At 64.0% G+C, this 13,323-nt stretch carries 12 protein-coding genes and 1 tRNA gene; 7 read left to right on the top strand and 6 right to left on the bottom strand.

Annotation, left to right across the window (positions count from 1 at the left end):
• Positions 1-13: 13 nt before the first annotated feature.
• The 3 genes from NKH21_RS20635 to NKH21_RS20625 all read right to left on the bottom strand — a co-directional run bounded on the left by NKH21_RS20635 (position 14) and on the right by NKH21_RS20625 (position 2,743).
• On the bottom strand, positions 14-676 hold the full coding sequence (locus NKH21_RS20635) for an aminotransferase class IV family protein (protein WP_352867166.1): 663 nt from the start codon (positions 674-676) through the stop codon (positions 14-16).
• A complete protein-coding gene (locus tag NKH21_RS20630; protein ID WP_352665502.1) occupies positions 625-1,776 on the bottom strand; it encodes an aminodeoxychorismate synthase component I in 1,152 nt (383 codons plus the stop codon). Before NKH21_RS20630 ends, NKH21_RS20635 begins: the two co-directional genes overlap by 52 nt.
• A gap of 157 nt (positions 1,777-1,933) precedes the next feature.
• Complete coding sequence (locus NKH21_RS20625; protein WP_352665500.1) at positions 1,934-2,743, bottom strand: helix-hairpin-helix domain-containing protein; 810 nt, start codon at positions 2,741-2,743, stop codon at positions 1,934-1,936.
• A gap of 47 nt (positions 2,744-2,790) precedes the next feature.
• Between NKH21_RS20625 and NKH21_RS20620 the strand changes: the two genes are divergently transcribed.
• Positions 2,791-3,054, top strand: a complete 264-nt coding sequence (locus NKH21_RS20620; RefSeq protein WP_352867163.1) for a hypothetical protein — start codon at positions 2,791-2,793, stop codon at positions 3,052-3,054.
• A gap of 81 nt (positions 3,055-3,135) precedes the next feature.
• On the opposite strand, the gene NKH21_RS20615 is transcribed toward NKH21_RS20620, so the two are convergent.
• Positions 3,136-4,971: a M3 family oligoendopeptidase gene (locus NKH21_RS20615; protein ID WP_352665497.1), complete on the bottom strand. Its 1,836-nt coding sequence runs from the start codon at positions 4,969-4,971 to the stop codon at positions 3,136-3,138.
• Positions 4,972-5,123: 152 nt separating this feature from the next.
• Here NKH21_RS20615 and NKH21_RS20610 point away from each other — a divergent pair, with 152 nt between their 5' ends.
• From NKH21_RS20610 to NKH21_RS20600, 3 genes are all read left to right on the top strand, one after another.
• On the top strand, positions 5,124-6,701 hold the full coding sequence (locus NKH21_RS20610) for a sigma-54-dependent transcriptional regulator (protein ID WP_352665496.1): 1,578 nt from the start codon (positions 5,124-5,126) through the stop codon (positions 6,699-6,701).
• A gap of 360 nt (positions 6,702-7,061) precedes the next feature.
• Entirely contained in the window at positions 7,062-8,915 is a 1,854-nt protein-coding gene (mepK, locus tag NKH21_RS20605) for a peptidoglycan L,D-endopeptidase MepK (RefSeq protein ID WP_352665494.1), read from the top strand.
• 82 nt (positions 8,916-8,997) lie between these two features.
• Positions 8,998-9,071 (top strand) — tRNA-Gln (locus NKH21_RS20600).
• Between the two features lie 42 nt (positions 9,072-9,113).
• Here NKH21_RS20600 and NKH21_RS20595 read toward each other — a convergent pair.
• A complete protein-coding gene (locus NKH21_RS20595) occupies positions 9,114-9,752 on the bottom strand; it encodes a 2-dehydro-3-deoxy-phosphogluconate aldolase (RefSeq protein WP_352665491.1) in 639 nt (212 codons plus the stop codon).
• A 170-nt stretch (positions 9,753-9,922) separates the two neighbouring features.
• Between NKH21_RS20595 and trhO the strand changes: the two genes are divergently transcribed.
• Positions 9,923-10,843, top strand: a complete 921-nt coding sequence (gene trhO / locus NKH21_RS20590; protein ID WP_502903399.1) for an oxygen-dependent tRNA uridine(34) hydroxylase TrhO — start codon at positions 9,923-9,925, stop codon at positions 10,841-10,843.
• Between the two features lie 21 nt (positions 10,844-10,864).
• Here trhO and NKH21_RS20585 read toward each other — a convergent pair whose 3' ends face one another.
• Entirely contained in the window at positions 10,865-11,224 is a 360-nt protein-coding gene (locus NKH21_RS20585) for a YybH family protein (protein WP_352665489.1), read from the bottom strand.
• 276 nt (positions 11,225-11,500) lie between these two features.
• Between NKH21_RS20585 and NKH21_RS20580 the strand changes: the two genes are divergently transcribed.
• On the top strand, positions 11,501-12,253 hold the full coding sequence (locus NKH21_RS20580; RefSeq protein ID WP_352665488.1) for a tellurite resistance TerB family protein: 753 nt from the start codon (positions 11,501-11,503) through the stop codon (positions 12,251-12,253).
• Positions 12,254-12,464: 211 nt separating this feature from the next.
• The gene (locus NKH21_RS20575; RefSeq protein ID WP_352665487.1) at positions 12,465-13,220 is read left to right on the top strand and encodes an SDR family oxidoreductase; all 756 of its coding nucleotides are present in this window, start codon (positions 12,465-12,467) and stop codon (positions 13,218-13,220) included.
• The last annotated feature ends 103 nt before the right edge of the window (positions 13,221-13,323 follow it).

Below are 13,323 nucleotides of genomic sequence, written 5' to 3'. Positions count from 1 at the left end.
TGTCTCCGATGCTTCAGCCCAGCCGCGCCGGGATCAATCCGCGCAGCGAGTTGCCGACGAACAGCGCCTTGGCCGATTTCAGTTCGTTCCACGTGTAGACCGCTTCACCGGCGCGGCCTTGATCCAGCAGTTCACCGCGCAGGACGCCAGGCAGCAGGCCGCAATCGAGCCGGGGCGTGGCCAGCACGCCCTCGCCGAAATCGGCAAAGACGTTGGTGATCGTGCCCTCGCAGATTTCGCCGCGCTCATTGGCGAGCAGCACCTCGTCGGCCCGGCCGGCAAGATATTCGGCGCGGGCGCGCGTAAAGGTTTGGCGGCGGCTGGTCTTGTGGCGCAGCAGCGTGTCGATCGAATCAAGCCGCACCCGTGCCAGCTGCAGTGTCCAGACCTTGTCGGCGGCAAGCGGCTCGTAGGGCTGCACCGAAACCGCGACTTCGCCATTGCGCGACAGGACGAGGCGTGTGCGCAACGCGATCTGTTGGTGACCAACCGCATTCATCAGTGCTTCGCCGACCCTTTGCGGGTCGCAGGCGAAGCCGAGTTCGTTTGCCGAGCCGTAAAGCCGCGCGAGATGGCGGTCGAAACGAAGGAAACCCGAGCCGGGTTCCCAGCGCATTGTTTCGATCAGTTCGAAATCGGCACTGTTCCCGTCGCGAAACGGGCTTTCAGCAGACACTCCTGGTACTCCTCTTCGGCTGTCGAATCGAAGACGACACCGCCGCCGACATTGTAGACCGCCTCGCCATTGGCAAAGAGCGAGATGGTGCGGATCGCCACGGAAAAACGCATCCGGCCGCCGGGCGCGATCCAGCCTATGGCGCCGCAATAGACATCGCGCGGACCACTTTCCAGCTCGCGCAGGATTTCCATGGCGCGGATCTTCGGCGCGCCGGTGATCGAGCCGCAGGGGAATAGCGCGGCGAAAATCTGGCGGATGGAGAGGCCGGGCAAAAGTTTTGCCCGCACGCGGCTCACCATCTGGTGGACGGTCGGGTAGCTCTCGATGCGGAAAAGCTCCGGCACATCGAGCGTGCCAATCTCGCTGATCAGTGAGATGTCGTTGCGCAGGAGATCGACGATCATCCGGTTCTCGGCCTGGTTCTTCTCGTCGTTGCGCAAGAACGCTTTCAGGCGATCGTCCTCGGCTTTTGTTGCGCCGCGCGGCGCGGTGCCCTTCATCGGATGCGTCTCGATCATGCCTTCCGCGTCGACCTCGAAGAACAGTTCCGGCGATCGCGACAAGACGATTGGATCGCCAAGCGCGACCAGCGCGCCATACTTCACCGGCTGGCGTTCGGTCAGCGCGTTGAAGGCGACCAGCGGATCGCCCGACCATTGCGCATGGACCGGAAAGGTCAGATTGCCCTGGTAGCAGTCGCCCTTGCGGATGTGGTCATGCAGCCTGGCAAAGCGTTTGGCGTAGTCGTCCGAAGACCAGGCTGCCTTGGCGTCGAAGATCGGGCCGTTGCTAGCCGGCAGATCGCCTGGCGCGACCGTCTCCTCGACCGGCGCGTCGAACACGCCGAGGCAGAAAAGCGGGGCGCGGCGGCCGGCCGGCAGCAGCGGAACGAGCTTGGGTTCGAGCAGGTAACCGGCCTCGTAGGAGAAATAACCGGCCAGCCATTTGCCGCCGTCATGTGCAGCCTGCGCGGCTTCCAGCGCCGGCAAAAAATCCGCCTCGCCATGCACTGCGATGACCTCGGCCGGCCGGTCGAAAACGAGCTGACGCGCGGTCTCGTCGTTCCGGAAAATTGCAAAGGGCAGGGGCAGGGACATAAGGCTCGGATGCTGCGGTCACCAGCGATCGATCTATATGGGGGCTCGACCGTGCGCAATCGAGGGAACGGCGTCTCAAGACGCAAAGGCGCGGGGGGCAAAAACAAAAGCGGCGCCAGAGGGCGCCGCCTTGTTCCAGATGCCGCCTTGCAATGGCTCAGGTATTGCTGGCTTCTCCCGCAGTCGGGAAGCGGCGCGCAAATTCCTTCTCGTCACCGGCGGCAAGCAGTTTCGCCTGCTCGATCCAGCGTTCACGTTCGATGCGGCCGTCGAAATTCAATGTCGCCTCGATCCGCTTGACATCGTCGGGCGTCCAGGCGGCGATCTGGGCATAGGTCGTGACCCCAAGCCCTTTGAGCAGCCGCTCGTTGGTCGGGCCGATGCCGATCAGGCGACGCAGATCATTGGCTTTGCCTGGAGCAGTGGCTGTTGCCTTGCCGCTCGCGGCTTTCTTTGCAGCTGGCGCGGCCTTGCTCGCCGCCGGCGCAGCCTTGCTTGCCGCTGGCGCGCTCCTGGGTGCGGCGCTCGCTTTCGATGCAGGCGGTTTCGGCGTTGCCGTTTTCGCGGCACTTGCGCGTGGCGCGGTCACGGCCTTTGCCGTCGGAGATTTCTTCGGCGCCGGTTTGGCTGGTGCGGATGTCGACATCAGGGTTGACGGCGCCTGCATCGCCGCCTTGGTCGCGCCGGCCTTGGCGGCTGGCGCCTTGGCTGTTGCCGCCTTCGCGGTTGGCGCCTGGGTGGTTTTCGCCTCGCCCAGCCGGCGTTCGAGATCGGCGCGGGCCCGGCCGCATGCATCCAACTCACCGGTCAGACGGTCGCTATCGGCCCGCAACCTGTCTCGTTCGCTGCGCGTGCGGTCGAGATCGCCGCGCAAACTATCGAGTTCGCCACGCAGGCGTCCCCAAATGAACCAGCCAACCAACACACCTACCAAGAACGCCAGGAGCATGTAGAAAAAAGTGCCCATTGTCTTTCTCTCTCCAGTCCGATCCGTCCGCCCTGGCCTGTGGAGCCATGACCTCGGCGAAGGATCATTCGATGGTGATTCCGCAATTTGCAGAACAGCCGGCTTCGATCGAGCTGTCGGCGACCGGTTTGCCCCTGGCCAACAACCGTTGTCGCATCCGCCGGCACGCCACGAACGGGTCGGGACTTTCCGACCAGACCCATTCGTGCCCGGCTGAGCTTGAGGGCGGACGCTATCATACAGCTTACGGGAATCTAACGGAAAACTTCCATGGAAAGTTATTTAAGAACAAATATCCAAGACAAGAATAGAATCGTCGCCAATATGCATTGCAGCTAAACTGTTCTGGAAAACCCGGTCACCCCGCGTTGCGCATCGCCCAGTGTTGCGCATCAATTGTCCAGTGCTTCCAGCTCGTCGATCAGTCCGCTGATCACACCAAGCCCGATCTGCCAGAAGGCAGGGTCGGCCGCGTCGAGGCCGAACGGCGCCAGAAGCTCGGAATGATGCTTGGTGCCGCCGGCGCGCAGCATGGCAAAATATTTCTCCTGAAAACCGCGCTCGGCGTTCTGGTAGACCGCGTAGAGCGAGTTCACCAGGCAATCGCCGAATGCATAGGCATAGACATAGAAAGGCGAGTGGATGAAGTGCGGGATATAGGTCCAGAAAACCTCGTACCCGTCGCGCAGCTTGATCGCCGGCCCGAGGCTTTCCGCCTGCACTTCCAACCAGAACTGGCCGAGCCTGTCGGAGGTCAATTCGCCGCTCTTGCGCTCGGCATGCACCTTGCGCTCGAACTCGTAGAAGGCGATCTGGCGCACGACCGTGTTGATCATGTCCTCGACCTTCTGGGCGAGCATGGCCTTGCGTTCGCGCTTGTCGGTGGTCTGCTCGAGCAGCGAGCGGAACGTCAGCATCTCGCCGAACACCGATGCGGTTTCGGCCAGCGTCAGTGGCGTCGATGCCATCAAGGCGCCCTGGCCGCCGGCCAGCACCTGGTGCACGCCGTGGCCGAGCTCGTGCGCCAGCGTCATCACGTCGCGCGGCTTGCCCATGTAGTTGAGCAGCACATAGGGATGCGCCGAAGGCACGGTCGGATGCGCGAAGGCACCAGGCGACTTGCCGGGTCTCACCGGTGCATCGATCCAGTTGCGGTCGAAGAAGGTTCTGGCGATCTCCGCCATGTCGGGCGAAAAGCGCTGGTAGGCGGAAAGCACGGTGTTCTTGGCCTCGTCCCAGCCGATGACCGCCTGAGGGGTCTCGGGCAATGGCGCGTTTCGGTCCCAGTGGTTCATCACCTGCATGCCGAGCCAGCGCGCCTTCATCGCATAATAGCGATGCGACAGGCGCGGATAGGCGTCACGGACTGCGGCGGCGAGCGCATCCACTACGCTGCGTTCGACGCGGTTGGCGAGATGACGGGAATCGGCAATGTCCTCGAAGCCGCGCCAGCGGTCGGAGATCTCCTTGTCCTTGGCCAGCGTGTTGGTGACCAGCGTAAAGACGCGCAAATTCTTGCGGAAGGTCGTGGCCAGCGCCTCGGACGCCCGGCGGCGCACCTCGCCATCGGCGTCCTGCAGGCGATTGAGCGCCGGCTCCAGCGTCAGCTCCTCGCCGTCGACGTCGAAGCGCAAATCGGTCATCGTCTCGTCGAACAGGCGGTTCCAGGCCCCGCGCCCGGTGATCGACTTTTCATGGAAGAGCTGCTCGATGCGGTCTTCGAGCTGATAGGGCTTGTCCTTGCGCAGATCGAGCACCCAGGGCCGGTAATGGGCGAAGGCCGAATCGGCGGCGAGCGCATTTTCGATCGCGCCATCGTCGATGAGGTTCAGCTCGAGCGCGAAAAATAGCAGGTGCGCGCTGGCATCGGCCATCTTTTCCTGGATGTCGCCATAGAGCTTGGCGCGCTGCGGATCCGACGTGTTGCCGGCATAGACAAGCCCGGCATAGGAGACGATGCGGCCGATCAACTCCTCCAGCGCTTCATAGGCCTGAAGCACCTCGCCCAGCCTGCCGGCGCTGCCACGCCCTGCCTCGGCGGCGAGCGTGCCTTTCCAACGGCTTTCGAAGGCGATGGCATCGGCGGCGGCCTGGACGATGTCGCGCTTCAGCTCGGGCGCTTCCATGCCCGAATAGAGATCGGCCAGATTCCATTCCGGCAGGTCGCCAAGCTCCGCCACGCCCTGACCGGGCGCTGCCGCCAGCTTTCGAGCAAAAACCATGCGCATTGCCGATCCTTCCAGATACGAAAATTCGAGGAAACGAGAAGCCGGTCAAATCCTAAGGAATTCATTCACCGGGTTTTTTGAAAGCTTATTTAGAACCCTGTGCCAAGATGATCCATAGGGCGCATTCTCGGGCGGGCACGGGCGGATCAGTCATGGCAGCTTCCATACTCATAGTCGATGACGATCCCGTGCAGCGCCGGCTGCTCGAGGCGGCGGTGACGAAATTCGGCCACACCGCGATCGTCGCCGATGGCGGCGAGGCCGGTCTTGATCTCGTCGACGGACCCAATGCGCGCGACGTGTCGGTGGTCATCCTCGATCTGATGATGCCCGGCCTCGACGGCATCGGCGTGCTGAAGGCGATGCGCGAGCGTGGCATCCACATTCCCGTCATCGTGCAGACCGCGCAGGGCGGCATCGAAACCGTCGTTTCGGCAATGCGTCACGGCGCCTTCGATTTCGTCGTCAAGCCGGCCTCTCCCGACAGGCTGCAGGCGTCGATCGGCAACGCCCTCAAGGTCGAAGCGCTCGAAGGCGAAGTGAAGCGCTCGTCACGGCAGCGCGGCGGCCATCTGACGTTCAAGGACATGATCACCCAAAGTCCGGCGATGGATCGGGTGATCCGGCTCGGCCGCAAGGCTGCGGCGTCCAACATTCCGATCCTGATCGAGGGTGAATCCGGCGTCGGCAAGGAACTGGTGGCGCGCGCCATCCAGGGCAGCGGCGACCGCCGCTCGAAACCGTTCGTCACCGTGAATTGCGGCGCCATCCCCGACAATCTGGTCGAATCGATCCTGTTCGGGCACGAGAAGGGCTCGTTCACCGGCGCCACCGAAAAACATACCGGCAAGTTCGTCGAAGCGCATACCGGCACGCTGTTCCTTGACGAAATCGGCGACCTGCCGCTCGACGCGCAGGTCAAGCTGTTGCGCGCCGTGCAGGATGGCGAAGTCGATCCGGTTGGCGGGCGCTCGACCGTCAGGGTCGACATCAGGCTGATCTCGGCAACCCATCGCAACCTGCTGCAGCAGGTCAAAGACGGCAAGTTCCGCGAGGACCTGTTCTATCGGCTGAACGTCTATCCGATCTTCGTGCCGCCATTGCGCGACCGTCGCGACGACATCCCCTATCTGGTCGAGCACTTCATGGAGAAGGTGGCGCCCAACGATCCGCGCCATCGCCTGCGAGGCATCTCGGCTGCGGCGGTTGCCATGCTGCAGGCCTATGACTGGCCGGGCAACATAAGGCAGCTCGAAAACGCCGTCTTCCGGGCTTCGGTGCTTGCCGACGGCGACATGCTGACCGAAGAAGAATTCCCGCAGATCCGGGCGCAGGTCGAGGGCACGGTCAATCTCGATTCGGGTATTGCCTTGCCAGATTCAGGGGGGCCAGCTTCGGGGGGGGCAGCCCCAGGGTGGCCAGCTTCCGGCTTGGCTTCGGGCAGCCAGCCGCGCGACAACTTGCCGGCCGCTGGCGGCATAGCAACCGCCGATCCCGACGCGCCGGCCAGGCCTCGCTTCGGCACACTGCGGGCGCTCGACGAGCGCGGCAATGTGCGTGCTCTGGCCGACGTCGAACTCGAAATGATCAAGCTCGCCATCGACCACTACAACGGCCAGATGAGCGAAGTCGCCCGCCGCCTCGGCATCGGCCGGTCGACGCTCTACCGCAAGCTCAAGGAATACGGCATCGACCCGGAAACCGGCCGCGTCGAACGGCTCGCTTCCTGAGTCACAGGGCCAAGCTGGTTCTCATCCGGGCATCCATTCGAAGCAAGCACGCCTCGAAACGAGGTATCCGCCGCAGTGTTCACGTATTAAGGCGGACGGTAACAGATCGTGTTTCGAGCTGGCGCCAAAACATGATCTAAACCAGCGGTTTACCACGATATCCTGCGCAATATTTTTGGCGGGATATCGCCACCGTGTTACCGCATTTCGGCTTCAATAAGCGATGATTAACCATTAGGATCGATATTCGGATGCATACACCACGCATCCGTTTGGTCAAATCCGGGGACAAAACGGCAGCCTGCAAGGCCTTTTGATTTGAACAGAATCGAACGACACAAAAACGGGCGGCATTATCACATGAGCGTCTGGCCGAGATGGCTGGCAGCGGTGATTGTTGCCGTCGGGTTCCTTGCAGCGGCGGCAACCGGCGCCAATGCCGAGACACGTTCGCTGAAGCTCTATCATCTCCACACGCATGAAAAGGCGGAGATCGTCTACAAGCGCAATGGCCGCTACGACCAGGCGGGCTTGCGAAAGATCAACATCATCCTGCGCGACTGGCGCCGCAACGAGCCGACCAAGATGGATCCGCGCCTGCTGGACCTGGTCTGGGAGGCGTATCGGGAGAGCGGCGCCACCGATTACATCCAGGTCGTCTGCGGCTATCGTTCGCCGGCCACGAATTCGATGCTGCGCAGCCGCAGCAGGGGCGTCGCCGAGAAGAGCCAGCACATGCTCGGCAGGGCGATGGATTTCTACATTCCCGGCGTGCCGCTGAAGAAGCTGCGTGACATCGGCCTCAGGATGCAGGGCGGCGGCGTCGGCTACTATCCCAGTTCCGGCTCGCCCTTCGTGCATATGGATGTCGGCAATGTGCGCCACTGGCCCGGCATCAGCCGCCAGGAACTGGCGCGCGTGTTCCCCAACGGCAAGACGCTGCATGTACCGAGCGACGGCAAGCCGCTGCCTGGTTATCAACAGGCGCTCGCCTCCTATAAGGCCCGCAAGGGCGCCGGCGCGCCGGCCATCGAACTGGCCAGCGCAAGCGGCGGTGCAAAAAAATCCCGCGGGTTCCTGGCAGCCCTCTTCGGCGGCGGCGACGACGAGGCGGACGACAGCGCCGATGTGGCGATGGCCGAGCCAGCGCCAAAGCCCCGTAACGTGAAGCCGGCGCCGTCCGCCAAGAGCAGCAACCTGCCTGGCATTGCCATCGTGGCGCCTCAGGATGCCAAGCGCGCCGAGATTCCGGAAGTCGCCGATGCTCCGGCGCCTGCGCCTGAACCGGAGAATGACACGCCGGAGACGATCATCGCGGCATTGCCGGCGCGCAGTATCCCGCTGCCGGATTTTGCTCCGCGCCCGAAGACCGACGTCGGCGCCCAGCCGCCTGAAAATGTTCCGTTCGGCGTGGCGGATGCGGCTGGATCGACCGAACAGGCGGTGGCGACCGCGCAAGCGTCGGCAAGTGCGGCGCCGGCAAGCGTGGCACCTGAAAACGTTCCGTTCGGCGTGGCAGACCCGTCTGCCGCAGCCGGCCCGGTGCAGGCCGCGGCCAATACCATTCCCGTGCCGAGCTGGCGGCCCGATCATTCGCTGCCGGCCGATCTTTCGCAGGCGGGTCTTGCACCGCAGGACAAGCAAGTGTTGCTGGCGCTGGCGAGTGCAGCCGAGAGGAGCAATACCGCCACCGACGCATTCTCCGTATTGCCGTCGGCGCGGCCAGACAGTTCGCAGCCCGACGAGGTCAAGGCCGTTCTGGAACGGGTCAGCGCGACCGACGAATACAAGGTCGCGTCGCTTTCCGAGCAAGCATCGGTGTTCGAGGAACCGGCGAACGACGACGGCGCATCGCCGCGAGACGCCATCGTTGCCCGCCCGGCCGGCTCCGATCCGGCTGCCGTCATCGGAGCAGGCGTGAAGACCACACGCAAGGAACCCAGGGCCACCGCCCGCGACCTGAAGCCCGGCCCCAAGCCGGTGGTGGTCGCCGCCGCGCCGCAGGCCGCCCGCTGGGCGCTGCACAGCGGTGAGTATGTCGCAACCGTTTCGGATGCGACAACGGCGCCGCGCTACGCCTACGACTTCGTCCGTACGGCACCGAGCGAGGTCTATACCGTGGGCTTCCAGCCGGGCAACGAAATGGCCGACGCCAACCGGTTCACCGGTAAGGCCGTCAAGTTCATGTCAGTGGCCCGCTTCAAGACCGAGTAGGCCGCGCTCGGCATCCCCGCGCGGCCTTCACCGCCGGCACTGGCTTCCTTCATCCCGGGATGCTAACCAATGGTCGGCATTCTCCCGCTTCGTCTAATGGTAGGACAGCGCCCTTTGAAGGCGTGAATCGTGGTTCGAGCCCATGAGCGGGAACCAGCCGGCGAACCAGATCGGCGGCAGGCCAGATCGGCGGCGATGTTAGCGCCCGAGCTTGCTTGCAGCGCGCGCCAAGGCTTCGATCTCGTCCCATCTGCCGGCCTTGACCAGATCGTCCGGCGCCACCCAGGAACCGCCGACGCAGATGACGTTGGGCAGGCTGAGGTAGTCGGCGGCGTTCTTGCCGGTGATACCGCCGGTCGGGCAGAATTTCACGTCGGCAAGCGGCGAGGCGAAAGCCTTGAGCGAGGCGATGCCGCCCGACTGTTCGGCCGGGAAGAATTTCAGAAAGCGCAGGCCGGCTTCGCGCGCGGCCATGACCTCTCCCGGCGTGATGGCGCCAGGCAGCAACGGCACATCGCTGTCCCTGGCTGCCGCGAGAAGCTCGCGGGTGATGCCGGGGCTGACGATGAACTTCGAGCCGGCGGCCGCCGCCTCGCCGAACTGGCGGGCGTCCAGGATGGTGCCGGCGCCGACGACGGCGTCTTCGACCTCGCCTGCCACCCGGCGGATCGCCTCCAGCGCGTCGGCGGTGCGCAGCGTGATTTCGATCGCCGGCAGGCCACCGCGGGCCAGCGCCCGGGCCAGCGGCGCCGCATCGGCGGGATTGGCGATCTTCAGCACCGGTATGACCGGCTGGCCGTTGAGGAGCGACAGGAGCTTTTCGGTCGTGCTGGGCATTCGTCGTCTCTCCTCTGTTGATCAAGTCGACCGGTTAGCAGAAGGCGGTTTTTCTGTCCACGAAACGCGGCGTGTCGCGATGTCACGCGTGGTGTTCGAAACGCACCCGCGGTCAGACCGCTCCCGGCTCTGCCTTGATCCGGCTGTCGTGAGCGTTTAGTGGCTTGGTGATGACACTGCCCAGCCAAGGCTTCCGCGTTGCCGCGCTTTACCGCTTCGCCCGGCTCGACACCTTCGAGGCGCTGCGCGCGCCGCTCGCCGCCTTCTGCCGCGCACGCGGCATCAAGGGCACGCTGCTGCTGGCGCGTGAGGGCATCAACGGCACGGTCGCCGGCAGTGAAGCGGCAATCACGGCGCTCATCGGTCATCTCGAATCCATCGACGGTCTCGCCGGCCTCGAGATCAAATACAGCAGCGCCGCAGCGATGCCGTTCCACCGCATGAAGGTGCGGTTGAAGCGCGAGATCGTCACCATGGGCGTGGACAATATCGATCCGGCGGCAGGTGCAGGCACCTATGTTGCGCCAGCCGACTGGAACGCACTGATCTCGGATACAGGCACCATCGTCATCGACACGCGTAACGCCTACGAGGTGTCGCTCGGCACCTTTAAGGGCGCTGTCGATCCCGCCACCACCAGCTTCCGCGAATTCCCGGCCTGGGTCGAGCAGTATCGGCATGAGCTCGAGGGGCGAAAGGTCGCGATGTTCTGCACCGGCGGCATACGCTGCGAGAAGGCGACGGCCTATGTGAAGTCGCTCGGCTTCGAGGCTGTGTTCCATCTCAAGGGCGGCATTCTGAAATATCTCGAGGACGTCCCCGCCGAACAGAGCCTGTGGCAAGGCGAATGCTTCGTCTTCGACGAGCGCGTTTCGGTATCGCACGGGCTGGTCGCAGGCGAGGCGGAACTCTGCCGCGCCTGCCGGCATCCGCTGGCGGCAGAAGACCGGCTGTCGCCGAAATATGCTACCGGCGTTTCATGCCCGCATTGCTTCGATGCCCGCTCGGATGAAGATCGCTCCCGTTATGCCGAGCGCCAGCGACAGGTCGAGCTGGCGCAGGCACGCGGCGACCGCCACATCGGAAGTTAGCTGACGTGAAGCAACTTCACGTCAGGCAACAGAGAAGCGATCGATGACCCACATCCATGTCCCGTCGTTCTGCCGGCGCGCGACCTCGGTGGTAATCGTGCCGTCGGGAAGCCGGGTCGAGGTGAGCGCCAGGTCGCCATTGATGACAGCCGGACGCTGATCTCCGGACTGAAATTTTCGGCCGGTTGCGGTGATCTCCGCGAACAGCGTTCGGATGGCTTCGCGCCCGAGCGTCAGTTGTCCGCCACCGCTGTCGATGACTGCATGCGGCTCAAAAAGCGCCGCCATGCCATCAATGTCTCCGACCCATTGCCGCGAAATCAGCAGGCGCTCCAGCTCCTGGGGATCGCGTGCCGGCTGGCGGTCTGTCTCATCGGTCATGCCAGGCTCCTCCCAAGCGACATGCCGCGACATTAGTCGAAGTCGAGGGCGGTTTCGACACATCCAATGTCCACAGCGCCGCGTGTTGTTCGGGCGCGGAAGGAGGCTGCAGCACTTTGATTTCGCGTGAAATCCCAGCAGATGTCGGTGCGAGGTCATGCGTGGCAGCGGGCAAAAGGATGCACCCCGTCATTGTAATGTCAAACTGCGGGACCTAGGTCTTCGACGTCCAAACCTGCCCGCGCACCTTCGGCCGGGCCAATTCTGGAGGCATAGATGTTCGATCCCAAGAAGCTCCTCGACGATCTGCTCGGCTCGCAAGTTCCCGGTACCGGATCGACCGTCCGCGACAAGGCCGGGCAGGCGGTGCAGATGGCCAAGGACAATCCGCTTGCCGCCGGTGCGCTGGCCGCGGTGCTGCTCGGAACCGGCCCAGGCCGTCAGGTCACCGGTGCGGCGGTGAAGCTTGGTGGGTTGGCTGCGATCGGCGGCCTCGCCTACAAGGCCTACCAGAACTACAAGAACGGCAACGCGCCGGCCGAGACGCAAGTTGCAGGCGAACCGGAATTGCTGCCGCCGCCGGCCGATACCGCCTTCCATCCGTCGCAAGCGCCGCAGGGCGAAGACGAATTCACGCTGACGCTGGTCAGGGCGATGATCTCGGCGGCGAAGGCCGACGGTCATGTCGATGACGAAGAGCGGCAGAAGATCGCCGGCAAGCTCAGCCTCGCCGGCGTCGGCGCCGAAGCGGAGAAATTCCTGATGTCGGAACTGGAGGCGCCGCTCGATCTGGATGTGCTGATCGCCGGCGCCAAGACCGATGCGCAAAAGCTGGAACTCTACACCGCCTCGCGTCTTGCCATCGATCCGGACACGCGGGCCGAACGCGGCTATCTCGACCTGCTTGCCGGCCGCCTCGGCCTGCCGGACGCGCTGGTCGACCATGTCGAAGCGACGGTGACGGCGGCGAAGGTACCGGCGGCATCCACGGGCGAGGCAGCCAAGCCGGCCGTCAATTCGCGCTGGTAAAAGCGGGCTGCGACACGGCCGTCCGACGTTAGCTTCTCGTTAACCGAGGAAGCGCATGATTTTACATAGTCGGATCGGCTTTCCTCCTCCCAAGCCCGGTTCGGACAGGGGCGGTCGCCAATGGCCGCCCTTTTTGTGAGCACAGGCTTTGGCCCGGCTTGCCATGCTTCCCGTCATTTGCGATGGCTCATCCCTTTCAGGGAGTACAGCCATGACCGACTATAAAACCGCCATCGTCACCGGCGCCGGCACGGGCATCGGCAAAAGCGTCGCCACGGCCCTGCTCAAGGCCGGCTGGAACACGGTCTTCTGCGGCCGCCGCAAGCCGGTGCTGGATGAGGCGATTGCCGCGGCCGGGCCGACGCAGGCCAAGGCATTGGCCTTCGCCTGCGACATCAGCAAGGCCGATCAGGTCGACGATCTGTTCGAGACGGTGGCTGCAGCTTTCGGGCGCGTCGACCTGCTCTTCAACAATGCCGGCACGAGCTACAAATCGACATTGATCGACGACATCCCGGTCGAGGTATGGAACGACATCGTCGGGGTCAATCTCACCGGCTCGTTCCTGTGTGCTCGCGCCGCCTTCGGCGCCATGCGCAGGCAGCAGCCGATGGGCGGCCGCATCATCAACAACGGCTCGGTATCGGCCTATGCGCCACGGCCGGGCTCGGTGCCCTATACGGCGACCAAGCACGCCATCACCGGGCTGACCAAGACGCTGGCGCTGGACGGCAGGCCCTTCGACATTGCTTGCGGCCAGATCGACATCGGCAACGCACTGACCGACATGGCGCAAGCGATGACGGTCGGCGTGCCGCAAGCCAACGGCACCATTGCCGCCGAAGCGGTGATGGATGTCGAGCGCGTCGCCGACGCCGTCCTCCATATGGCCAGCCTGCCGCTCGACGCCAACGTGCTGTTCATGACCGTGATGGCGACGAAGATGCCGTTTGTCGGGCGAGGCTAAATTAGTCTCAACCGGGTCCTAGATGTTTAGTCCCGGCATTTGCTGGAGCGGATTGAGAGTGAAGCGCTCGGGCTGGGAAGCCCATGCCTTGCAGATGAACTCG

It is taken from the genome of Mesorhizobium sp. M1329, assembly GCF_040318035.1.
Classification (GTDB): domain Bacteria; phylum Pseudomonadota; class Alphaproteobacteria; order Rhizobiales; family Rhizobiaceae; genus Mesorhizobium.
The sequence above is the reverse complement of the archived record's forward strand: the minus strand, read 5'-3'. Positions and strand labels throughout refer to the sequence as shown.